General features: G+C 32.8%; 23 protein-coding genes. 18 read left to right on the plus strand and 5 right to left on the minus strand.

Going from position 1 to position 23,222, the window contains the following annotated elements:
- Nucleotides 1-203: 203 nt before the first annotated feature.
- The 3 genes from LQ673_RS07980 to LQ673_RS07990 all read left to right on the plus strand — a co-directional run bounded on the left by LQ673_RS07980 (nt 204) and on the right by LQ673_RS07990 (nt 2,179).
- Complete coding sequence (locus LQ673_RS07980) at nt 204-851, plus strand: Bax inhibitor-1/YccA family protein (protein ID WP_037589997.1); 648 nt, start codon at nt 204-206, stop codon at nt 849-851.
- A 122-nt stretch (nt 852-973) separates the two neighbouring features.
- Nucleotides 974-1,687, plus strand: coding sequence for a YebC/PmpR family DNA-binding transcriptional regulator (locus tag LQ673_RS07985; protein WP_048541255.1), 714 nt, complete (start codon nt 974-976; stop codon nt 1,685-1,687).
- A 12-nt stretch (nt 1,688-1,699) separates the two neighbouring features.
- Nucleotides 1,700-2,179, plus strand: coding sequence for a cupin domain-containing protein (locus LQ673_RS07990; RefSeq protein WP_025907371.1), 480 nt, complete (start codon nt 1,700-1,702; stop codon nt 2,177-2,179).
- Nucleotides 2,180-2,236: 57 nt separating this feature from the next.
- Here LQ673_RS07990 and LQ673_RS07995 read toward each other — a convergent pair whose 3' ends face one another.
- Nucleotides 2,237-3,346 (minus strand): 5-methyltetrahydropteroyltriglutamate--homocysteine S-methyltransferase, encoded by a 1,110-nt coding sequence (locus LQ673_RS07995; protein ID WP_103360748.1) that lies wholly within the window; start codon nt 3,344-3,346, stop codon nt 2,237-2,239.
- 127 nt (nt 3,347-3,473) lie between these two features.
- Between LQ673_RS07995 and LQ673_RS08000 the strand changes: the two genes are divergently transcribed.
- The gene (locus LQ673_RS08000) at nt 3,474-4,988 is read left to right on the plus strand and encodes a phospholipase D family protein (protein ID WP_191836094.1); all 1,515 of its coding nucleotides are present in this window, start codon (nt 3,474-3,476) and stop codon (nt 4,986-4,988) included.
- A gap of 455 nt (nt 4,989-5,443) precedes the next feature.
- On the opposite strand, the gene LQ673_RS08005 is transcribed toward LQ673_RS08000, so the two are convergent.
- Nucleotides 5,444-5,995, minus strand: coding sequence for a TetR/AcrR family transcriptional regulator (locus LQ673_RS08005; protein WP_025907366.1), 552 nt, complete (start codon nt 5,993-5,995; stop codon nt 5,444-5,446).
- A 209-nt stretch (nt 5,996-6,204) separates the two neighbouring features.
- Here LQ673_RS08005 and LQ673_RS08010 point away from each other — a divergent pair, with 209 nt between their 5' ends.
- The 3 genes from LQ673_RS08010 (at nt 6,205) to LQ673_RS08020 (ending at nt 9,500) form a co-directional block, all read left to right on the plus strand.
- Complete coding sequence (locus LQ673_RS08010; RefSeq protein WP_037589989.1) at nt 6,205-6,852, plus strand: HlyD family secretion protein; 648 nt, start codon at nt 6,205-6,207, stop codon at nt 6,850-6,852.
- A gap of 12 nt (nt 6,853-6,864) precedes the next feature.
- Nucleotides 6,865-8,757 (plus strand): DHA2 family efflux MFS transporter permease subunit, encoded by a 1,893-nt coding sequence (locus LQ673_RS08015; RefSeq protein WP_191836095.1) that lies wholly within the window; start codon nt 6,865-6,867, stop codon nt 8,755-8,757.
- 203 nt (nt 8,758-8,960) lie between these two features.
- Nucleotides 8,961-9,500, plus strand: coding sequence for a ribonuclease FAU-1 family protein (locus LQ673_RS08020; RefSeq protein WP_025907360.1), 540 nt, complete (start codon nt 8,961-8,963; stop codon nt 9,498-9,500).
- Nucleotides 9,501-9,576: 76 nt separating this feature from the next.
- Here the strand turns inward: LQ673_RS08020 and LQ673_RS08025 are convergent, their stop codons facing one another.
- Entirely contained in the window at nt 9,577-10,398 is an 822-nt protein-coding gene (locus LQ673_RS08025) for an undecaprenyl-diphosphate phosphatase (protein ID WP_037589984.1), read from the minus strand.
- 162 nt (nt 10,399-10,560) lie between these two features.
- Here LQ673_RS08025 and LQ673_RS08030 point away from each other — a divergent pair, with 162 nt between their 5' ends.
- Nucleotides 10,561-11,436, plus strand: a complete 876-nt coding sequence (locus LQ673_RS08030) for a LysR family transcriptional regulator (protein ID WP_025907355.1) — start codon at nt 10,561-10,563, stop codon at nt 11,434-11,436.
- A 51-nt stretch (nt 11,437-11,487) separates the two neighbouring features.
- On the opposite strand, the gene LQ673_RS08035 is transcribed toward LQ673_RS08030, so the two are convergent.
- A complete protein-coding gene (locus LQ673_RS08035) occupies nt 11,488-12,135 on the minus strand; it encodes an MOSC domain-containing protein (RefSeq protein ID WP_191836096.1) in 648 nt (215 codons plus the stop codon).
- A gap of 134 nt (nt 12,136-12,269) precedes the next feature.
- Here LQ673_RS08035 and LQ673_RS08040 point away from each other — a divergent pair, with 134 nt between their 5' ends.
- The 3 genes from LQ673_RS08040 to LQ673_RS08050 all read left to right on the plus strand — a co-directional run bounded on the left by LQ673_RS08040 (nt 12,270) and on the right by LQ673_RS08050 (nt 15,114).
- Nucleotides 12,270-13,481, plus strand: a complete 1,212-nt coding sequence (locus LQ673_RS08040; RefSeq protein WP_025907351.1) for a sugar efflux transporter — start codon at nt 12,270-12,272, stop codon at nt 13,479-13,481.
- Nucleotides 13,482-13,492: 11 nt separating this feature from the next.
- On the plus strand, nt 13,493-13,975 hold the full coding sequence (locus LQ673_RS08045; RefSeq protein ID WP_025907349.1) for a DUF456 domain-containing protein: 483 nt from the start codon (nt 13,493-13,495) through the stop codon (nt 13,973-13,975).
- A gap of 641 nt (nt 13,976-14,616) precedes the next feature.
- A complete protein-coding gene (locus LQ673_RS08050) occupies nt 14,617-15,114 on the plus strand; it encodes a cysteine hydrolase family protein (RefSeq protein WP_239705359.1) in 498 nt (165 codons plus the stop codon).
- A 1,151-nt stretch (nt 15,115-16,265) separates the two neighbouring features.
- Here LQ673_RS08050 and LQ673_RS08055 read toward each other — a convergent pair.
- Complete coding sequence (locus tag LQ673_RS08055; RefSeq protein ID WP_037589976.1) at nt 16,266-17,564, minus strand: PTS sugar transporter subunit IIC; 1,299 nt, start codon at nt 17,562-17,564, stop codon at nt 16,266-16,268.
- 114 nt (nt 17,565-17,678) lie between these two features.
- Between LQ673_RS08055 and LQ673_RS08060 the strand changes: the two genes are divergently transcribed.
- From LQ673_RS08060 to LQ673_RS08090, 7 genes are all read left to right on the plus strand, one after another.
- Complete coding sequence (locus tag LQ673_RS08060) at nt 17,679-18,776, plus strand: DUF871 domain-containing protein (protein WP_191835705.1); 1,098 nt, start codon at nt 17,679-17,681, stop codon at nt 18,774-18,776.
- Nucleotide 18,777: 1 nt separating this feature from the next.
- Nucleotides 18,778-19,080: a PTS sugar transporter subunit IIB gene (locus LQ673_RS08065; protein WP_191835706.1), complete on the plus strand. Its 303-nt coding sequence runs from the start codon at nt 18,778-18,780 to the stop codon at nt 19,078-19,080.
- A gap of 9 nt (nt 19,081-19,089) precedes the next feature.
- Nucleotides 19,090-19,407, plus strand: a complete 318-nt coding sequence (locus LQ673_RS08070; RefSeq protein WP_025904329.1) for a PTS sugar transporter subunit IIA — start codon at nt 19,090-19,092, stop codon at nt 19,405-19,407.
- Between the two features lie 17 nt (nt 19,408-19,424).
- Nucleotides 19,425-20,285, plus strand: coding sequence for an SDR family NAD(P)-dependent oxidoreductase (locus LQ673_RS08075; protein WP_191835707.1), 861 nt, complete (start codon nt 19,425-19,427; stop codon nt 20,283-20,285).
- Nucleotides 20,286-20,403: 118 nt separating this feature from the next.
- Nucleotides 20,404-21,246, plus strand: a complete 843-nt coding sequence (gene purU, locus LQ673_RS08080) for a formyltetrahydrofolate deformylase (protein WP_037589969.1) — start codon at nt 20,404-20,406, stop codon at nt 21,244-21,246.
- An 87-nt stretch (nt 21,247-21,333) separates the two neighbouring features.
- Entirely contained in the window at nt 21,334-22,278 is a 945-nt protein-coding gene (gene corA / locus LQ673_RS08085) for a magnesium/cobalt transporter CorA (RefSeq protein ID WP_191835708.1), read from the plus strand.
- A gap of 69 nt (nt 22,279-22,347) precedes the next feature.
- On the plus strand, nt 22,348-23,217 hold the full coding sequence (locus LQ673_RS08090) for an ROK family protein (RefSeq protein ID WP_191835709.1): 870 nt from the start codon (nt 22,348-22,350) through the stop codon (nt 23,215-23,217).
- Nucleotides 23,218-23,222: the final 5 nt, after the last annotated feature.

Here is a 23,222-nt window from a genome sequence, read left to right on the forward strand (position 1 = left end):
TTTGTAATAAAAACACAATAATTAATATTTGCTTTTTTACATTGATTGAAGTGCGCTAAAACCGTTGTGAGCGTATCTATATGGAATATGGTAATTTATGTATGTATGATGAATGTTACAAATTATAGAAGACATGACGTTTGATATATAGAGAAATAGCATGTAAAATGTTGGTATTACGTTATAAAAAGGAATGATTAAAGATGAATTATGATAACCAATATGCATCTTATCAACATACAGATACTCATGGTTCAGCCATTAGAAAAACATGGCTATACTTCTTATATTATTGGGTAATCTTTGGCGTTGGGACATATGTAGGTCAATTCGTACCACCTGCATTACATTTACCAATTACAATAGGATTGTTTGTACTCATTATGATTTCATTATTTGTAAAATCGTCTAGAAAATTTGGCGGTTTAATTTCAAATATATATGCATTCTTTATCGGTGTGATTTCATATACGGCCTTTATGTATTATTTAGGCACATTAGGTACACAAGCGTTTTATGGCAATATTGCCTTAGCAATTGGTGCATTTGCTGCTTTTGGTATACTCGGTTACTTTATGATTGATGATGCCTCAGGTTTAGGAAAATATTTATTTGTAACATTAATCGCATTAATCTTCGCAAGCTTATTAGGTATATTCATCCATAATCCTATTTTCCATACAGTGTTATCTGTAATAGGTATTGGACTGTTTCTACTTTATACTGTGTATGATTTTAACCGTATGAAACTAGGGAACTTCTCTCCTAGAGAGATGGGCTTTAATTTGTTTATTAATTTACTCAACATCATCATGCACATTTTAAGACTCGCAAGTATTTTAAAAGATTAAACATAACAAGTCTGAGGCAATCATCGTGTCTCAGACATTTTTTGATTTGTAAACTTTGCCAGATGTAATCATTATTGTATAATAAGTATGTTAAATAACTCACTTGAAAGAGAGATGGAAATATGGGACGTAAATGGAATAATATTAAGGATAAAAAAGCCCAAAAAGACAAAAATACAAGTAGAATCTATGCTAAATTTGGTAGAGAAATATATGTAGCTGCTAAATCAGGTGAACCTGATCCAGAATCAAACCAAAATCTTAAATTTGTATTAGAAAAAGCTAAAACTTATTCTGTTCCTAAACATATTATAGATAGAGCAATTGAAAAAGCTAAAGGCGGATCAGAAGAAAACTTTGATGAATTAAGATATGAAGGTTTCGGTCCAAGTGGTTCAATGCTAATAGTTGATGCATTAACAAATAACGTAAACCGTACAGCAAGTGATGTACGTGCAGCATTCGGTAAAAATGGCGGTAATATGGGTGTATCAGGCTCAGTTGCTTACATGTTTAACCATACAGCTGTATTCGCATTTAAAGGTAAATCTGCTGATGAAGTTTTCGAACTATTATTAGAAGAAGATTTAGATGTGAGAGATGTTATCGAAGAAGAAGATTTAACAATTGTATACGCAGAACCAGATCAATTTGCACAAGTTCAAAATGTGCTTAAAGCAAATGGCGTAGAAGATTTTGACGTTGCTGAACTTTCAATGTTAGCTCAATCAGAAGTAACATTATCAGAAGAAGATTTACAAACGTTTGAAAAATTAGTCGATGCAATTGAGGATTTAGAAGACGTGCAACAAGTATTCCACAATGTTGACTTGTAATGGAGTGTTTAGATGAATAAAGAGAAATGGATAAGCGCACTCAATTTAATACCACATCCTGAAGGTGGTTTCTATCATGAAACGATTAAATCAGAACATGCTTTAAATGATGGCAACGCGTTATATACAAGTATTTATTTTCTATTAGAAAAAAATAATATTTCGCATTTTCATAGAATAGAATCTGATGAGGTATGGTATTATCATGCAGGACAAACATTGACTGTGCATATGATTTATCCGGATGGACATTATGAAAAAGTTAAAGTCGGTCCAAATGTTGAAGAGGGAGATGTATTACAAGCGCTCGTACCAAAAGGCGTGATATTTGCTTCAACTGTTGAAGGTGACAATGACTATGCACTTGTAGGATGTATGTGTGCACCAGGATTCCAGTTTGAAAAATTTGAACTGTTTACACAGGCTCAATTAATTGAACAGTATCCACAGCATCAAGAAGTAATTGAAAAATATGCTTTCGAAACAATTTAAAGTTTAATATAAAAAAATCCCAATCCGAATGAGTCGGATTGGGATTTTTTTGTGGAATTATAGTTCTCCGTATACTTCTTTAGCAGTTTCGATGACATAAGATAATTTACGCCATTGCTCATCTTCAGATAAGATGTTACCTTCTTCTGTTGAAGCGAAACCACATTGAGGGCTTAAGCATAATTGATCTTTTGAAACGTATTTTGTTGCTTCGTCTAAACGATCAAGAATATTTTGTTTGTCTTCAAGTTCACCAGTTTTTGATGTGAATAAACCTAATACAATATATGCATCGTTTCTATCAAAGTGTCTTAATGGCTCAAAGTCTCCTGAACGATTGTCATCGTATTCTAAGAAGAAGCCTTGTAGCTTTTCAGTGAATAGTTCTTTCGCAATTGGTTCATAACCACCCGTAATTGCCCATGATGATTGATAGTTACCACGACAAATATGAGTTGTAATCAATAAGTCTTCTGGTAAATCAGCTAATGCATCATTGACAACTTTTGCTGCTAGTTTGATAGCTTCTGCTTTTTCTTCTTCAGAACGCTCTCTATTTTTTATTAATTGTTTTGTTGCTGCTAATCCAGCCCAATACACATCGTCAATTTGTAAATAGCGACAACCTAATTCATAAAATTTAAGAATAGATTGACGATAAGCTTCTGAAACATCTTTCGCATATTCATAAATATCTGGATAGATTTCATGGTTTAATATGTTTGGATGGAATAACTGGTTTGGGCTCGGTATAGATACTTTACTTACAGCTCTTCCGTTTACTTGCTTATGTAAATAATCAAAATGTGCGAAGTGAGGGTGATCTGGGTTGTATTGGACTTTTCCTACAACTCTTACGTCATGTTTTTTAGTCTCTACGCCATTAAATGTTAAACCAATTTCTGGTTCATAATCTTCTACGCCTGTTAAATTTTCTAAGAAATCAAAGTGCCAATATGAACGTCTGAATTCACCGTCTGTAATACTCTTCAGTCCGACTTCTAATTGTTTTTCAATAATCTTATCGATTTCTTGATCTTCAACTTTCTTTAAATCTTCTTGTGTAATCGTACCTTCTGAAAATTGTTGACGAGCTTTCTTTAAAGGCTCAGTTCTTAGTAAACTACCTACATGGTCGGCACGGAAAGGTCTTAATTGTTCTGTCAATTTACTTCACTCCTGTTTATATACTCTAAAAATTCTGAAAAATTCAATATTAATTAAAAATACCAAAGTAATACATCGATGTCAATTTAGTTTTGATATAATAAATAAAAAGGAGGGGATTAAACACTTGGCTAATAAAAAGAAAAATATCAAAAAGAAAAGTCAGTCTGTAAAAAGAAAAAAGAAAAATGATAAATCAAAGCGTAAAAATAAAAAGAAATATATTTATGGATTCCTTTTATTGATTATTGGAATTGTGATAGCTATGAGTATTTATCATGTGTTTAAACCTTTACCACATGGTGTTTCAAAAGTGAGTTCAGAAACGATGACAGACCATGTGGAACTATTAACAGATGTCACTTACAAAAACGGGAATAAGATGCAGTACAATCAAGAAATATTTGATAAAGTAAATGAGACGATTAATGAAGCGGATGATTTTATTATTATGGATATGTTCTTATTTAATCATTATCAAACGGGAGACAAGACTTATCCAAAAATATCTCAACGTCTTACACAATCATTAATTGATAAGAAAAAAGAAAACCCAGATATGAGAATTATTGTGATTACAGACCCACTTAATTCATTCTACGGTTCATACACGCCAGACAATATTAAGGATCTAAAAGCCAATAATATAGACGTCTACTATACAAATCTTAATGAATTAAGAGATTCTAACCCGATTTATTCAGGTATGTATCGTACATTTTTCCAATGGTTTGGTAATAGTGAAAATGGTAAATTAAGTAATCCATTAAGCCCTGAAGCACCAGACGTTACGGTTAGAGGCTATTTAAATATTTTAAATATGAAAGCAAATCATAGAAAGACTTTAGTTACAGAAAAACATGGCATGATCTTATCTAGTAATCCACACGATCCAAGTGGCTATCATCAAAATGTTGGTGTCAGAGTATCAGGTCCAATCCAAAATGCAATCATCAAATCAGAAATTGCAGTTGCGAATATGAGTGGGGGTCGATACTCACCAAGTGATTTCAAAATTAAAAACAATAGCTGGAATGATAATGCTAAGTATAGTGTGCAATTAGCGACTGAAGGGAAAATTAAAGATCAAGTCATTCAAAATATTAAAAAAGCACAATCTAAAGACCATATTTCAATAGGTATGTTTTATCTTTCAGACAGAGATGTGATTGATGAATTAATTAAAGCTTCTAAAAGAAATGTAGATATCAAACTTATACTTGATATTAATAAAGAAGCATTTGGTAAAGAAAAGCCAGGCGTACCAAATAAGCCGGTTGCAAGTGAATTGATCAATCGCTCAAAAGGAAGTATTAAAGTAAGATGGGCTCGTTCGAATGGCGAACAATATCACTCTAAATATATGTTGTTTGAGCAAAATGAAAACAATCGTGCCACGATGATATTAGGTTCATCCAATTTAACAAGAAGAAATATCGGAGACTATAATTTAGAATCAGATATTATCATTAAAGGTAAACAAAATGATGCAGCCTTTAAAAAACTATCCAATAACTTTAAACAATCTTGGAATAATAGCGAACATGACATGACTGCACAATATGATGAATTCAAAGACGAAGCACTTTGGAAAAAAGTATTATATAGAATTCAAGAAAGTACAGGTTTATCAAGCTTTTAACAGTATATAAAAAAGACATTCATCGTGAAGGTGAATGTCTTTTTTTGATAAGACTGAATATTAGGGTGTAACGCACGAAGACAGAGAGATATCGTGCGCTAGAGTACAAAATAAGGGAGTGACGCACGAAGACTGAGAGATATCGTGCGCTAGGGCACAAAATAAGGGTATACCGCACGAAGACTCGGAGATATCGTGCGCTAGAGTACAAAATAAGTGTGTACCGCACGAAGACAGAGAGATATCGTGCGCTAGAGTACAAAACAAGGGTATAACGCACGAAGACAGAGAGATATCGTGCGCTAGGGCACAAAATAAGGGTATAACGCACGAAGACTCGGAGATATCGTGCGCTAGGGCACAAAATAAGGGTATAACGCACGAAGACTCGGAGATATCGTGCGCTAGGGCACAAAATAAGGGTATACCGCACGAAGACTGAGAGATATCGTGCCTTATCTATTAATCTTAATAATATTCCGATACATAATATCTGCCATTTTTTCTGGTTTTTCTACACATCCGTTTTTCAGCCAACTGTAAATGGTAGCGATTTGTCCGCCAACTGTATAGTCAAGGAAGAAATTGACGTCTTGAAGTGTACCTATTCGTGTAATCAATTTTTCAAATCTTAGTTTAATGAGTTTGATAAAGCTGATGATGAGTTCTTTTTCTGGATGGACAACGAAGACACTTGTGAAAAATCTCTGATGTCTTGATATGTAATAAAAGACATTTGTAAAGTACTGTTTAACATACTTTCTTCTTTTATCAGGGTTTTCAAGGATAGATTGTTCTATATTATCCATTAATGTTTCATAGTTCGTCATATGAAATTGTTTGATTTCTTCATACGTTTCATATTTATCTTTAAAATGTGCGTAAAATGTTGAACGATTGATACCACATTCTGCACATAACATTTTTATTGTGATTTCATCAAAATGATAATGTTCTAATAAGTAAACCATATTACTTATGATTAGTTGTCTCGCATGTTTTTTCATAGGTCACCTCGAATAAATACATACCTAATATTTTAACAAAAAGCCGTTCAAAGATACATTCATATACCATTTAAATATGTAGATATTATGAATAATTATCTGATTTTTCCGCCATCTTAACCCGACAAACTTATTTAATTTGTTGGTTTAAATCATGATTCCAGAGCCGTATAATGAATAAATCATTGAAATTTGGAGGAAATAAAGTAATGAAAAAAATAGTGCTTGTAAATGTTATCACTATAATAATTTTAGTGGCTATCGGCCTAGTAGGATTCCATTATTATAGTGAAGCAACAGATTATGTAAAAACAGAAAATGCAAAAGTTGACGGTGAGCAAATCAAAATTGCTAGCCCAGTATCAGGTAACTTAACAAGCTTCGACGCTAAAGAAGGTAAAACTTATGACAAAGGCGACAAAATCGGAGAAGTAGCTGGTAAAGGTGAAGATGGACAGTCTCAAGAAATGGACATTAAAGCACCATCTAAAAGTACAATCGTAAAAACTTCTGCAACAGAAAACAGTTTAGTTCAAGCTGGATCACCAATCGCATATGCATATAACTTTGATGATTTATATGTAACAGCAAACATTGACGATACAGATGTAGAAGATGTTGAAAAAGGACAAGCTGTTGACGTGTATATCGACGGACAAGAAGCTAGTGTTAAAGGTAAAGTGTCTCAAGTTGGATTAGCAACTGCATCAAGTTTCTCATTGATGCCTTCATCAAATAGTAATGGAAACTATACAAAGGTGACACAAGTTGTTCCAGTGAAAATCACATTTGATTCTAAGCCATCAACAAATGTTGTTCCAGGAATGAATGTTGAAGTTCGAATCCACAAGAATTAAGGAGGGTGTATTATGACATCAACCTTTACGGTGGCTTATATAATTGTAGCAATCCTATTATGGATTGGAATTAATGCATTTGTTTTAAAACGCAAAAAAAGTAAATCAGTTTCTAAGCAAGTAACTGATGAAACAACAGAGAACAAAGAAACACAATTGAAATCAAAAGATGATAATATCAATCATCAACCAGAACGTTCACATATTGAAAAAATGGAAGCTGAACATAAGTCATCTGACTCAGAGATGAACGAAACGACTTCTAACAAAATGTCTTCTGAAGAGCATGATAAAGAATCAGGTGAATCACATGAGCATACTGAATTATCTGATCGTGGTATGGAATTAAACGAAGACGAACCAATTAATGAACAAATTAAGAAAAATCATGTCAATTTCGTATATGGCAAAGGTATTTCAAGAAACAAAATTTTAGTTGCGATGATGTTTGGTATGTTTATAGCTATTTTAAACCAAACATTATTAAATGTTGCTTTACCGGTTATTAACAATGAGTTCAGTATTTCAGCGTCTACAGGACAATGGTTAATGACAGGATTTATGTTAGTGAATGGTATCTTAATACCAATAAGTGCATTTCTAATAAGTAAATATTCATACAGAAGACTATTTCTTATAGCAATGACGTTGTTTACAGTTGGATCAATTATATGTGCTTTATCATTTAACTTCCCAATGATGATGACAGGTCGTGTTATCCAAGCAGTTGGTGCAGGTGTGTTAATGCCATTAGGTTCAAATGTATTTATGACAATATTCCCACCAGAAAAACGTGGTGCGGCAATGGGTACTTTAGGTATTGCATTTATTCTTGCACCAGCAATCGGACCGACATTATCAGGTTGGATCGTACAAAACTATCATTGGAATGTCATGTTCTATGGTATGTTTGCAATTGGTTTAGTTGCAATATTTATTAGTTTCTTCTGGTTTAGAATTTATCAAAAAACTTCTAATCCAAAACCAGACGTTCAAGGTATTATCTATAGTACTTTAGGATTTGGATTATTGCTTTATGGATTTAGTGAAGCGGGTAACGATGGTTGGACTTCATTAACAGTTTTATTATCATTGATTATCGGTGTAATCTTCACAGCATTATTTGTTATTCGTGAAGTCAGAATGAAAAATCCAATGCTTGATATGTCAGCATTAAAATATTCAGGCTTTACATTGACTACGATTATTAACGTTATCGTAACAATGAGTTTATTCGGTGGTATGATCTTATTACCAATCTATCTACAGAATTTACGTGGTTTCACACCACTAGATTCAGGGTTATTACTATTACCAGGTTCACTTATAATGGGCTTCATGGGTCCTATAGCTGGTAAAATGTTAGACTCATTTGGTATTAAACCACTCGCTTTAATTGGTTTAACAATTATGACATTTGCTACTTGGGAATTGACACAGTTAAATATGGATACGCCATATACAACAATACTTGTTATTTATATTGTCCGTTCATTTGGTATGAGTTTCATCATGATGCCAATTATGACAGCAGGTATGAATTCATTACCACAACGATTAATTCCGCATGGTAATGCAATTAGTAATACGGTAAGACAATTAGCAGGGTCAATCGGTACAGCCATTCTTGTTACAGTAATGACTCAAAATACGACATCACATTTAGCAAATATGTCAGATAATATGGATTCAACAAATCCTATGATCCAAGAACAAATTAAAGCTTTATCAGATTCTGTTGGCGGTCAAGAAGCAGGTACAACTGCACTATTTACTTACTTCAATAAACTTGCAACAGTTCAAGGTATTAACGATGCATTCTGGATTGCAACATTATTCAGTGTGATTGCTTTAATTTTAAGTTTATTCTTAAAAGGTAAATCTCATTATTTATCAAAAGAATAGTAAGAACTCCTAGATATAAAAATATAATTTCATTTTGTATTTTTAAATTATATATTAATGTTTAATTGTTTAAACACTACAAGAAACAGTGAAGTTTCTTGTAGTGTTTTTTTAGAATAGTAATTTAATTTATGAAATTCTATATTGAATGCTTTGAATTAGACATGGTTTTTTATATAATGTAAAAAAGGAGTTGGTAACTTATGAAAGTTAAGTATATTGACAAACGTCATTGGCGACGTCTCCTTAATCGCGAATATAAAGAAGTTGTATTGGACACCAATCATTTTAAAGGGCTAGTTGGATTAGTAACAATGGTACAAGTAAAAGAGCCTTTACAAGTAAATGTGGTCGGCAGGGAAATTACAGTTGCGGATAATGGATATAAGTGGATGCAAATCTTACCTGAAAAGAAGCCATATAGTATCACTGTAATGTACGATAAACAGAATAAACCAGTACAATACTATTTTGATGTGAATTTGAGGAATATCACACAACTTGGCAATGCTAGAACATTAGATTTATGTCTTGATGTATTAGTGATACCGAAGTCGGGTGAATATGAACTTGTTGATGAAGATGATTTAGAAAGAATGCTCAAAGAGAAGAAAATATCCAAAGCCCAATTCCATAAGGCATATGTTACAGCTCATGAAATTATGTTTAAATTAGAGACGGATTTCAAAGGAATTGAAAAGAAAATCAGATATTGTTTTCACGAAATTATGAATGCGAAGTGATTGAACTACAATGTTATGGCATATTTCTATATAAAAACGAGGAATCCCTTTAAAGATGGAATTCCCCGTTTTTTTATTATAGGAAGATTAGCGCAAGTATGATTGCTAATGGACCTACGATGAAACAATATTTACTAAAGATACCTAATTGACCACGTTCCATAATGCCTTGTAACCATTTAAGTGAGAAATAACTTGCTACAAGAGATGCAATAAATGCAAATACATATGAAATCATCAATGATGTATCGGGTGGAGTTTCAACAATATCTTTAATACCAAGTAAAGCTGTACCCAAACTTACAGGAATATATAGTAAGAATGAGAATTTAAATGCTGTTTTTTGGTTCATACCTACACCTAATGCACCAACAATCGTTGCACCACTTCTACTTAGTCCAGGTACTAAAGCAACTGCTTGAAATAGACCGACGATAATAGCATCTTTAAGAGACAAATCTTTTTCAAGTTTTTGACCACGTTTATTCTTAATAAACCACAATGCGATACCAGTGACGATAAGCATGATACCTACCATAATCACACTTTTAGTATCCCCAATAATATCTTTAAAGATTATACCTAGAACACCTGCAGGAATCGTTGCAATGACTAAGTACATCGCAAGTTGGAAATTTTTCTTAATCGATTCGGTACGGTCACCTTTAATATATTTAAGTGTATCAACAATAAGCGTGATAATATCTTTTCTAAATAAGATAAGCACGGCAATTAATGAAGCGGTATTCACAACAATTTCAAATGTTAAACCGTCCGTATGTAATCCTAAAAATTCTTGTGCCATCACAAGGTGTCCACTTGAAGAAACCGGAATTGGTTCAGTTATACCTTGAAGTAACCCAAGAAAAACATATTTAATAATTTCTATAATAAGCATGATATGATCCTTCCTATTTAATGTACATGCTCAACTATAACGAATTATGAATCGACTTTCAATTTATGAAATAAAAAAATTTATATTTCGGTCTAAAGTTGTAGGCGTGGTCGTGTAGGCAAATCGTGTTATAATATAATGAAAGTAAGGAGTGTGTGTCAATTGAAAGTAGACGATTATAAGTTACTGGTAACATTAGAAGACGTAAAGACATTAAGGAAAGCAGCAGACATTCTCTATATATCTCAGCCGGCAGTGAGTCAAAGGTTGAAAACAATTGAAAACTTTTTCGGTATAGATATTTTTATAAGAACAAAGAAGCAATTGATAACAACAAATGAAGGTTCACTTGTAATTGAACACGCTCGAAAAATGTTAAAAGAAGAACGTTTATTATTAGATAAAATCAGTTCTAAAATAGGCGAAGTAAATGGTAGCATTTCAATAGGTGTATCTTCATTAATCGGACAGACTATTCTCCCGCAAGTATTAGGAGAATACACGCACTTATATCCTAATGTGGATATACAATTACAAATCGGTTCAAGTGAACACATTAAACAATATCAGAATGACTTTCACATCATGGTTGTAAGAGGAAACGAAGTCATGAATGTTCAAAATGATCTTCTACTTAATGAGCAGCATTACTTTATATATCCTAAAAATAGAAAACAAGATCTACACCTTTTACCAATGATCGAGTTTCAAGCAGAACCAATTTACTTAAAACAAATAGAAGAGTGGTATTCAGATTATTTACAACAAGAATATCATGCACTCATTAAAGTCGATCAAATTGCTACATGTAAAGCATTGCTATTAAATGGAGTAGGTGTAACGGTCTTACCTGAACTCGTTATAGGTGATATCGATACAGATAAATTTGAAATCAAGAAATTGAATGTCATGCGTAAACCACTGACAAGGTCTACATATATATGTTATGAACATAACGTATTACAATTACCACAAGTGAAATCATTCATAGAAGTCTTAAAGAACTATATTAATCAGCTTGAAATAGGTAAAAAATAAGCAGAAAAGAAATCTTTACGGATTTCTTTTCTGCTTTCGTTATATTGATTTTTATGACAGACGTTTTCTCAACTTCATAAATATTTCGCGGGTTTCATCATTAATCGCGTCATGATTTAAAATATTGTCGATACGCTGTAGATTTTTACTATCTTTAAATCGTGTTTCGTTCAATTCATAAATCGATAATTTTGGCTCAGTTTGTTCAATTAATCTCATATTGTCATTCTGTGAAACATATCCTTCTTTTAATACTCTGAAGTAACAGCCTGTTCGATAACTATCAGCCATGCGTTTAACTAAATCTTTAATGCCATAACGTTGTGCGATTGTAGCGCAAGGTTGTCTTGGACATGAAACTTGAATGATCGCTTCACCAAGTTCGTATGTATCACCAATGTTTAAATCTTCTTCTGTCAAACCTGAAACGGTTATATTCTCTCCGAAAATTGCATACTTCGGTAACAAATCAATAATGTCTTCCCAATATGCGTAATTATCTTTGCTGTAAAAGCAGAGTGCTTTTTCAGGGCCACCGTGTCCTTTGTATTGCTGTTCGTCTTCAACAAAGCCTGTATGTGTTAAGTACATCTTATCTTTAAAAGGTTCTTTGAAAATGGCAGTCTTTTTTGATTTTTGATCGCTAAATGTGATATTGGCAATTTTTCCGACTGATATATAATCTACTTTGTAATCCACTAGAATGACTCCTTTTTACAATATTTAATAATGATTTTACCGGTTAATGTGAATTATAGCAATAAAGCATTGACGTAACAGAGGATAAGCTTTAAAGTACAAGCATATAATAAAATATAGGAAGTTGTGAATTCATGTTTTTGAAATTATTTCAAATAAAAAATTATAAACTCTTTACCGCAAATATGGGTTTACTTGGTATGGCAGTTGCGATTACTGTTCCATTCCTAGTGTTGTATGCGACGCAACATTTAGGCATGACGAAAGGACAATATGGGTTGTTAATGGCGCTTGCAGCAGGGGCATCATTTACAGTAAACTCTATTGTTGCTAGATTTTCAGATAGTGGCAAAATTAATCGTAAATATCTTATCATTACCGCACTTATTATGGGTGCATTATGTTTCTCCATTTATTTCTACATACATACTATTTGGGTGTTCATCGCACTTTACGCAATGTTCCAAGGTCTAGCTGCACCAGCAATGCCTCAAATGTATGCCTCAGCACGTGAATCAATTAATGAATCAGCTTATAAAGATAGAAGTATATTTGCTAATACAGTTCTACGTTCTACATTTTCATTAGGATTTTTATTTGGTCCTTTAATTGGGACTGTATTGTTAAGTGCTTTTGGATATGATGGATTGTTTGGTGGAACGGTGGCACTATTTTTAACAGTTTTAGTATTATTAATTATATTTTATAAAGAACCGAAGAAAGTTATTAAAAATGCTATCGGTAATTTTACTGAAAAGAAAGCACCAAACTTAATGAAAGAACCGACATTATTAATACCATTTCTAGCATTCATTTTGTTACATGTCGGTCAGTGGATGTACACGCTGAATATGCCATTATATGTAACAGAATATCTTAAAGATAATGAATCACATGTCGGCTATTTAGCAAGTTTATGTGCGGGCTTAGAAGTTCCGTTTATGATTATACTTGGTATTATTGCAAGTAAGTTCAAAACAAAAACATTATTAATGGTTGGATCTATTTTTGGATTCGGTTATTACTTTAGCATCGGGGTGTTTGATAGTTTCGTCGCAATGTTGATAGGACAACTCGCATTAGCATTCTTCTTAGCTATTTTACTCGGTTTAGGTATTAGTTATTTTCAAGATATTTTACCAGAATTTCCAGGATACGCATCAACATTATTTGCCAATGCAATGGTCATCGGTCAGTTAGGTGGAAATTTATTAGGTGGTATTATGAGTGATCTCGTTGGACTAGGAAATGTATTCTTTGTTTCAAGTTTATCAATAGCAGTAGCATTTGTATTACTTATTTTCACAGTAGAACATACGACACATAACGAAACTAAAGTAAGTTAGGAGATATAAAAATGACAGCAATAAGTTGGATATTAATTATCTTAATGTTTGTAATTGCATTTATAGGATTAGTGAAACCTATAATTCCATCCGTATTATTTATATGGGTTGGGTATTTCATTTATCACTTTGCAATTGATTCAAGCAAATTGTCTTGGGTATTTTGGGTAGTAATGATTGTATTTACAATATTTATGATCTTGTCAGATATCATTATGAATAGTTATTTCGTTAAGAAATTTGGAGGTTCTAAATTAGGAGAAACAATGGCAGCAGTCGGTGTCATCATCGGTTGTTTCGTATTTCCTCCATTTGGAATTATAATCGTTCCATTTGTATTAGTATTTGTAACAGAAATCATTCAAAAAGGTGATATTGCAGCTGCAACAAATGCAAGCGTAGGATCATTACTTGGTTTCTTAACAAGTTCAATAGCAAAAGCATTGATTATGGTAGTCATGATTATCTGGTTCTTTATTGATATTATTATTTAATATAGTAGGGAAAGCCTGGTACAGTTCAATAGCTGTATCAGGCTTTTTTATTTGGAATGAGGAGTATGGGGAGTGGAAGTTTGTTTTAGGTGTGGAGGCTTGTTGGGTATGGGGTATGGGTGCGGAAAGATGTGAGTTAAAGAGGTAGTAAACTCACGAGATCGCAAAACATGTGAGTTAAATGTGGAATAAACACACGAGATCGTAAAACATGTGAGTTAAAGATGGAATAAACTCACGAGACCGCAAAACATGTGAGTTAAAGAGGCAGTAAACTCACAAGATTGAAAAAGATGTGAGTTAAAGAGGTAGTAAACTCACGAGATCGCAAAACATGTGAGTTAAAGAAGTAATAAACTCACAAGATTGCTGAACATGTGAGTTAAAGAAGTAATAAACCCACGAGATTAAGAAAGATGTGAGTTAAAGTTGGAATAAACTCACGAGATCGCAAAACATGTGAGTTAAAGAAGTAATAAACCCACGAGATTAAGAAAGATGTGAGTTAAAGATGGAATAAACTCACGACTTTAATAATGTACAGAATGTAAATTGTAATTATTTTCCTCAAATGATAATATAAGTTAAAAATAGCTAAATAGATAAAATAAATTATTTTTGAATCTGTTGAGGTGAAATATATGAAAGGCTTATTGATAATAGATGTACATAAAAAGTTTTTAAAAGGTGAGAATGGATGTGATATTAAAAGTAAAATATTAGCTATAAGTGAGTTATTCAAAAATGATAATTTACCTATTTTCATAATAAAACATGATGATTGTGGAGAATTAGATAATGATATAAATAATTTAAGTGATATTCTTATTAAAAAAGATACACCTAGTGCATTTTTTAATACTCCTTTAAAAATCTTATTAGATGAATATAAAGTAACTGAATTAGTTATAGTCGGATTTAACATTGAATATTGTGTCCTTTTTACAGCAATTTCAGCTTTTGAATTAGGGCTTAAAGTTCATGTAGTTGAAGATGCATGCGGAACAGTAAATGATGAAAATACATATGATATGCCTGGATTAGACATTAATGATTTTATTGGGTCCATATTAAATTGGTCGAAAGTTATTGAAGTGCCTTATCTTGATGAATATTTGATTTATCATAAAAATTCTTAAACTAGTATAATACATAACATTGTATTGAATGAAAATTAGGAATGCTAACAGAGATGTCCTAAGTCTTAGATTAACTACTGAATAAAGCCAAGAGATAGCCTAAGTCATAGCTTAACTACTGAATAAAGCCAAGAGATAGCCGAAGTCTTAGCTTAACTACTGAATAAAGCCAAGAGATAGCCGAAGTCATAGCTTAACTACTGAATAAAGCCAAGAGATAGCCGAAGTCATAGCTTAACTACTGAATAAAGCCAAGAGATAGCCTAAGTCATAGCTTAACTACTGAATAAAGCCAAGAGATAGTCCAAGTCATAGCTTAACTACTAAATTAAGCCAAGAGATCGTCCAAGTCTTAGCTTAACTACTAACTTAAGCCAAGAAATCCCCTAAGTCATGGCTTAATGTCTAACTTAAGCCAAGAAATCACCCAAGTCATAGCTTAACTACTGAATAAAGCCAAGAGATGCCCCAAGTCATAGCTTAACTACCAACTTAAGCCAAGAGATAGCCCAAGTCATGGCTTAACGCCTAACTTAAGCCAAGAGATCGTCCAAGTCTTAGCTTAACTATTGAATAAAGCCAAGAGATGTCCCAAGTCGTAGCTTAACTACTGAATAAAGCCAAGAGATGTCCCAAGTCTTAGCTTAATGTCCAACTTAAGCCAAGAGATCAATCAAGTCATGGCTTAACGTCTAACTTAAGCCAAGAGATAGCCCAAGTCATAGCTTAACTACTAACTTAAGCCAAGAGATCGTCCAAGTCTTAGCTTAATGTCCAAATAAAGCCAAGAGATAGCCGAAGTCATAGCTTAACTACTGAATAAAGCCAAGAGATCAATCAAGTCTTAGCTTAACTACTAACTTAAGCCAAGAGAACAACCAAGTCATGGCTTAATGTCTAACTTAAGCCAAGAGATCATCCAAGTCATAGCTTAACTACTGAATAAAGCCAAGAGATAGTCCAAGTCGTAGCTTAATGTCTAACTTAAGCCAAGAGATGTCCCAAGTCTTAGTTTAATGTCTAACTTAAGCCAAGAGATAGCCCAAGTCATGGCTTAATACCTAACTTAAGCCAAGACATTCCCTACATACCAAAAATAAAAACCCTCAGGGACAAATGAAACTGTGTCCCTGAGGGTTCCTCTTTTCTTACTATTTGCCTTCTTTCATATCTTGTTCGATTTGTTCTTTTGATTCGCCGCTTTCTTCTAAGACCATTTTACGGTCGTACATTTTGAAGAATGGGAAATAGATAATGACTGAAACGGCGATATTAAATAGTACGAGTACGATTGCTCGCCAATCGCCACCTGTTGCTAAATATGCACCGATTGGAGCTGGTAATGTCCATGGTGCCATTACGCTTGTGGCATTTACGAGTCCAAATAATGTTGCTAAGTAGGTTATGACGGTTAATACTAATGGAATGATAATAAATGGTATAACCATGATTGGATTTAATACAATTGGTAATCCAAATATTACTGGTTCATTAATATTAAATAATGATGGTATTGATACAGCTTTACCGAATTTCTTTAAGAACTGAGATTTTGCAAACAATAATATACAAATGACAAGTCCTAATGTAGCACCTGCGCCACCTATCCAAACAAACCATTGGAAAAATGTTTCTGGTGCTATATGCGGTAATGGTTCACCGGCAGCATGTGCTTCTGCATTTTTAGCTAAATAAACTTCCCATAGAGGACGCTCGATTGTCCCGACAATTGACATACCATGAATACCAAATGCCCAGAAGAAAGTTGTTAAGAATACAGGTACTAGTACACCAGGCAATGTATCACCTGCAAAGACAAGCGGACCTACGATTTTATCAACGAGTGTATGTAAATCAAGTTGGAATACTACTGTAATGATACTCATTGCACCGAGTACAAAAACTACTGGGATTAAAGATTCAAATGAGCGACTTACTGATGGCGGTACTTGAGGTGGCATCTTGATCGTAATATTTTTATTTTTACATAATCGATATATTTCTACTGAGAATATCGCAACAAACATTGCAACAAATAGTCCGTGACCCCCTAAATTGGTCATTGGTAATACGAAACCTAATTTTTTATCCATAGTTGGTGCGATTGTTAATAAGAATGCAGCAGTGGAAAGTTGTGCTGCTGACAATGGATCTAAGTCATAGGATTTGGCGAGATTGTAACCTATACCAAACACAATATACAAACTCATGATAAACATCGTCATTCTATATGGAATTAAAATTTGCTCAGCGTGTTCTGTTGCCCACTGAGTAATTGCCCACGACTCTGGTAACGGTGGTGTCGCAAATATTAGGAAGAATGAGCCGAATATAATAAATGGAAGTGCTGAAATAACCCCGTCACGAATGGCGAGTAAATGACGCTGGTTAGAAAGCTTGGTCATTGGACCTGAAAGTTTGCCTTCTATCCATGTCGCAAAGTTATTCATAAAAAAATCCCCCTTCGTTTGTAAGCGCTTCAATTTTGTTATAGTATAAACTAAATAGATAAAATATTCAAAATTATAAAAAAAGAAATATATTGTGAATGGAAGTGAAGTTTGATGAAACGGTTAGGAATTTCTTTATATCCAGGAAAATCAAATGAAAATGAAGATATTCAATATATCGAAAAAGCCCATCAATACGGTTTTACGAGAATATTTACAAATTTATTGCAACTTACCGATGAAAATAAAGCGACATTGTTACCAGTCATTGAAAAAACGATTCGTTATGCTAAAAATTTAAACTTTGAAATTTTTATAGATGTGGCACCTCGCACATTCAAAGTACTCGGCATCGAACCAAATGATTTATCTTTTTTCAATGATTTAGGTGTAGACGGTATAAGACTTGATGAAGGGATAGGTGCGAAAGAAACAAGTGATATGACTTATAATCCTTATGGCATAAAGATTGAACTGAATATGAGTGTGATGAATCATTATATTGATAATGTGATGGATTTTGAGCCGAATCGCGCTTGTTTAGTAGGATGCCATAATTTTTATCCGCATCGATATGCAGGGATATCCGAGGCATTCTTTTTAGAAGGTAGTAAAAAATTCAAAAAATATGGGTTAAGAACAGCAGCATTTGTTTCAAGTAAAGTAGCTGACTTTGGACCATGGCCAGTTACAGAAGGTTTGCCTACTTTAGAAGATCATAGAGGTTTACCAGTTACAACCCAAGCACAACATTTATGGGCTACTGGGTTGATAGATGATGTCATCATCAGCAATTGTTACCCTTCAGAAGCAGAATTAGAGATTTTGAGTCGTTTGATAAATGAACCTATTACATTTGATGCAAAATTATTTGATGAAATATCTGACTTAGAGAAGAAAATTGCAATCGAAGAGCCACATTTTTATAGAGGTGATGTGAGTGAGTATATGATTCGTTCAACACAAAGTCGTGTGAAGTATAAAAATGAATCATTTCCAGCACATCATACAGTTGCCATTAAACGTGGTGACATATTAATAGACAATGAAGAATATGGTCAATATAAAGGTGAATTACAAATTGCATTAAAGCCGATGCTCAATACTGGAAAAGTCAATGTTATTGGCAGAATTGAGCCACATGATTTACCACTGCTCAACTATTTAAAACCTTGGGCACATTTTAAATTTAATATAAAGGAGAAAGATTAACATGAAAAAAATATTATTAGTTTGCTCAGCGGGTATGTCTACAAGTATGTTAGTTAAAAAAATGCAAGATACTGCAAATAAAGAAGGTAAAGAATACGAAGTAGAGGCATTAGCCTTATCAGAAGCAGAAACAAAAGTTGATGAAGTAGATGTTATTCTACTAGGACCACAAGTAAGATTTCAAAAAGCACAAGTAGAAAAAGTAGCAAATGGAAAAGTACCAGTAGATGTAATTGATATGCAACAATATGGCATGATGGATGGAGAAGGCGTATTGAAACATGCTGAAAGATTAATGGAATAAGGTGAGAATATGGAAAAATATGAACAAATTGCCTTTCAAATTATTACAAATGTAGGAATGGCAAAAAGTAATTATATGCAAGCAATTCAAGAAGCAAAAGAAGGCAATTTTGAAACAGCTGAGAACTTAGTTTCTGAAGGCAATCAATTTTTAGTTGAAGGACATAAAGTGCATAAGGATCTGATTCAAGCAGAAGCTTCAGGTGAGCCGGTTCCTTTAAATTTGTTATTGTCCCATGCTGAAGATCAACTTATTTCTACTGAAGTCATTAAAGAAATGGCTAAAGAACTGATTTATGTACATCAAAATTATGTGAAAAAGCAATAAAAATAAGGAGATAAACAATGTCGAATAGAATTCTAGCAATCACTGGACCAACTTCAGGAATAGGAAAATCAACCGTTATTGAATTAGCACACGATTATGACATTATTATTTTGTTATGTAGAAATGTTGAAAAAGGTAATGACTTAAAAAAGCTTTTAGAAGCGGAACATCAACATATTACAGTAGATGTTATTAAGTGTAATTTATCAGATTTAGCAAATGTTATGAAAGCTGCGACACTTGTTTTAGAACGATATCCTTATGTCGACTGTCTCATCAATAATGCAGGCGTCATGTCATTAACAAGACAAAAAACTGTAGATGGTTACGAATTAATGTTTGGTACGAACTATTTAGGACACTTTATGCTAACGCATATATTATTTGGTTCAATTATGAATAGTCATGACAAACAAATTATTATCGTATCATCTGGCGCATATTTATTTGCACATCTTGGAAGACGAAACTTTAAGTATCCATTAAGATTTAATCCGATTAAGTCTTATGGAAGATCTAAGCTTGCGACTTTATATTTTATGCAAGAATTACATGAAAAATTTTCAAAAGATGGCTTACATGTTACGGCAGTGCATCCAGGTGCTGTTTCAACTAATTTAGGAAAAACAAAATATAATCAAACATTTGGGAACTTAGTTTATAAAATATTTGATCCATTATTTATTTCTCCTAAAGAAGGTGCTAAGTCGACCATTAAAGTATCGAAGAATAAAAATTTGTATAAAGGTGAATATGTTCAAGAAGGAAAGATTACAAAACTCAAATCACATGGTCTTAATTACTATGATCGCAAAAGATTAATTCGTGAGACGTTAGCATCATTACAACTAGACCAATTCATGTATTGGGAAAAATAATAAATGAATACGTTTACATTTGAAACTGATGATGTAATTTATTGTTTTCTTTTAAATTAAATTTTATAATAGTTGATATTGTAAGAATATTTCCAAAATTAATCAAAGGATGAGGCACATGAGTAAGCATTATATTTTATTGGCTGATTGTAAAGATGAAATTGGCATTACATCATTAATATCCACTATTATAAAAGATACAAATTCAAATATATTTCATTTAGATCACTATACAGACATTCAAGAAGAAGAAAATCATTTATATTTACGTATAGAATTTGATAAAAACGATGAAGTTAAATCACTTTTAGAGAATGAACTGACAAATAGAAAGATTAATTTTCAAATCTTTGATGCTGAAGAAAAAGTGAAAACAGCGTTACTTGTGTCTAAAGAAGACCATGCGTTAAGTGAAATTATGTTACGTGCGAATCGACAAGAATTTCCGATTGAAATCAGTTGCGTCATTAGTAATCACGAGAATAATCGCAAATTTGTTGAAGATATGGGCATTCCTTTTCATCATGTTAGCGTAACAAAAGAAACAAAGCGTGAAAGTGAAGATGAAATTACAAGCATTTGTGAAAGCTACAATGTTGATTTACTAGTACTTGCGAAATACATGCAAATATTATCACCAGTATTTGTTGAAAGACATCACTTGAAAATTATTAACATTCACCATTCATTCTTACCGTCATTTATTGGTGCGAACCCTTATAAACAAGCCTATACAAGAGGTGTTAAATTAATTGGGGCGACGAGTCATTATGTGACTGAAGACTTAGATGCAGGACCAATTATTGAGCAGGATGTTGTAAGAGTTAATCATAGATATACTGCACAAGATATGAAACATACAGGTAGGCATGTTGAATCTCAAGTATTAGCGAGAGCGGTGCAATGGCATTGTGAACATAAAGTTATCGTAAATGGTAATAAGACAGTAGTATTTTCATAATTTATTTTTAGTAGTGAGTATATTTGCTCACTGCTTTTTTAGTTGTATAATATGAAATAAAGTAAAGCGAAAAATGGTGTGAAAAAGATGATTAAAACTTATTATGTCAATTTAAAAGATGAAATAAAAGAAACCAATTCACCTAAAGATATTTCAGAAGAGAAAAAATGGATATGGGTTGATTTAAATGAACCAACTAAAGAAGAATCTGAAATATTAGTTGATTATTTTAATTTTCATCCTTTATCAGTAGAAGACGCAACGCAAGTACAACAAAGACCGAAGTTTAAACAATATGATGATTATCAATTTATTGTATTCCATGCATTGGATCTAAAGACTTTAGAATCTGAAGAAGTGGATATATTTATTGGTGATGATTTTATTGTGACATTCCATAGAGAACGTTATGAAGAAATCGATACGATCAAAAGAAAGTTATTTAATGAAACAATCGAAATAAATGAACCTAAAGATATACTATTACATATTCTAGATGATATAGTAGACAACTATTTTCCGTTTATTTATGACATTGAAGACAAGGTGTTTAATTTCGAAGATCGTCATAATTTAGATATTACAACTAAGACGTTAATCGATGACACATTTGATTTAAGACAAGAATTGTTGATTATTAAAAGAACTGTTCAACCTATGAAGGATTTAGTATATAGAATGCGTGAAGGTAAAGTGTTGCATCTTAATGAACAACAATTTCTATATATTACGCATATTAATGACCACCTTATGAAACAAATGGAAATGGTAGATTCGTCACGAGAAATGACGAGTGATATACGAGATAATTATATTTCTTTGAACTCATTCAAGATGAACAATATAATGAAAATATTAACCATTTATTCTGTTGTGTTTATGCCTTTAACTTTAATTGCAGGTATTTACGGGATGAACTTTACGAATATGCCAGAACTCGAATGGCATGATGGGTATTATATTGTTCTTGTTATTATGGCCGTTATAGCAATTATTATGTTAATCGTCTTCAAGAAGAAGAGATGGTTCTAATGAACGTATGCGTTATGATTTAGAGTATGATTTGTGAAAATAAATAAAATGGGAAAGAGTGTGATATAAGTGAAACTTCTAGGTGCGATTGAAGCGGGTGGAACGAAATTTGTATGTGCAGTTGGTGATGAAGATTTAAATGTAATTGAACGCATCTCTATACCAACAACTGAGCCGTCAGAAACATTACCTAAAGTTATAGAATTTTTTAAACAATATCAAATTAGTAGTATAGGTATAGGATCATTTGGACCGATAGATATCAATAAAGATTCTGATACATATGGATATATCACTTCGACACCAAAAATTGCGTGGCAAAATTTTGATTTTATAGGAGCAGTTCAAGAACATTTCGACGTACCTGTAGCATTTACAACAGATGTAAATGCCTCTTTATACGGTGAGTATAAAAAAGGAATCGCAAAAAATATTGACTCAGCTGTTTACTATACAGTAGGTACTGGTATCGGTGGTGGTGCGATCGTAAAAGGGAAAATTGTTCAAGGGTTAAGTCATCCTGAAATGGGACATATGTCTATTAAAATTCATAAAGATGATCAAGACTTTGAAGGTAATTGTCCGTACCACGGTAATTGTTTAGAAGGTTTAGCTTCAGGTCCAGCAATCGAAAAAAGAGCAGGTATTTCTGCAAAAGAAATTCATGAAAATGCTCAAGACTGGGATATCGTTGCTTATTATATTGCACAAGCAGCACTTAATACAGCACTTATGTTGTCGCCTGAAAAAATCATTTTTGGCGGTGGTGTGATGCATCAATCACATTTATTAAAAAAAGTGCATGAGCAATTTGAACGATTAAATAACAACTATATTGCAGTGCCACCAGTAGAAGAATATATTGTTACGCCAAGTTTAAATGATGACCAAGGTATAATCGGTTGTCTAGCATTAGCGTTGAACGAATATCAATCATAAGTAGG

This window comes from Mammaliicoccus sp. O-M54 (assembly GCF_022386035.1).
GTDB lineage: Bacteria > Bacillota > Bacilli > Staphylococcales > Staphylococcaceae > Mammaliicoccus > Mammaliicoccus sciuri_A.

Bases quoted from the DNA above. Each gene is read 5' to 3' on its own strand.
- LQ673_RS08065 (WP_191835706.1), top strand. From the start codon at position 18,778: ATGAAAAAAATATTATTAGTTTGCTCAGCGGGTATGTCTACAAGTATG.
- LQ673_RS07990 (WP_025907371.1), top strand. From the start codon at position 1,700: ATGAATAAAGAGAAATGGATAAGCGCACTCAATTTAATACCACATCCT.
- LQ673_RS08075 (WP_191835707.1), top strand. From the start codon at position 19,425: ATGTCGAATAGAATTCTAGCAATCACTGGACCAACTTCAGGAATAGGA.
- LQ673_RS08010 (WP_037589989.1), top strand. From the start codon at position 6,205: ATGAAAAAAATAGTGCTTGTAAATGTTATCACTATAATAATTTTAGTG.
- LQ673_RS07985 (WP_048541255.1), top strand. From the start codon at position 974: ATGGGACGTAAATGGAATAATATTAAGGATAAAAAAGCCCAAAAAGAC.
- LQ673_RS08040 (WP_025907351.1), top strand. From the start codon at position 12,270: ATGTTTTTGAAATTATTTCAAATAAAAAATTATAAACTCTTTACCGCA.
- purU (WP_037589969.1), top strand. From the start codon at position 20,404: ATGAGTAAGCATTATATTTTATTGGCTGATTGTAAAGATGAAATTGGC.
- LQ673_RS08055 (WP_037589976.1), bottom strand. From the start codon at position 17,564: ATGAATAACTTTGCGACATGGATAGAAGGCAAACTTTCAGGTCCAATG.
- LQ673_RS08070 (WP_025904329.1), top strand. From the start codon at position 19,090: ATGGAAAAATATGAACAAATTGCCTTTCAAATTATTACAAATGTAGGA.
- LQ673_RS08025 (WP_037589984.1), bottom strand. From the start codon at position 10,398: ATGCTTATTATAGAAATTATTAAATATGTTTTTCTTGGGTTACTTCAA.
- LQ673_RS08020 (WP_025907360.1), top strand. From the start codon at position 8,961: ATGAAAGTTAAGTATATTGACAAACGTCATTGGCGACGTCTCCTTAAT.
- LQ673_RS08015 (WP_191836095.1), top strand. From the start codon at position 6,865: ATGACATCAACCTTTACGGTGGCTTATATAATTGTAGCAATCCTATTA.
- LQ673_RS08045 (WP_025907349.1), top strand. From the start codon at position 13,493: ATGACAGCAATAAGTTGGATATTAATTATCTTAATGTTTGTAATTGCA.
- LQ673_RS08005 (WP_025907366.1), bottom strand. From the start codon at position 5,995: ATGAAAAAACATGCGAGACAACTAATCATAAGTAATATGGTTTACTTA.
- LQ673_RS08050 (WP_239705359.1), top strand. From the start codon at position 14,617: ATGAAAGGCTTATTGATAATAGATGTACATAAAAAGTTTTTAAAAGGT.
- corA (WP_191835708.1), top strand. From the start codon at position 21,334: ATGATTAAAACTTATTATGTCAATTTAAAAGATGAAATAAAAGAAACC.
- LQ673_RS08060 (WP_191835705.1), top strand. From the start codon at position 17,679: ATGAAACGGTTAGGAATTTCTTTATATCCAGGAAAATCAAATGAAAAT.
- LQ673_RS07980 (WP_037589997.1), top strand. From the start codon at position 204: ATGAATTATGATAACCAATATGCATCTTATCAACATACAGATACTCAT.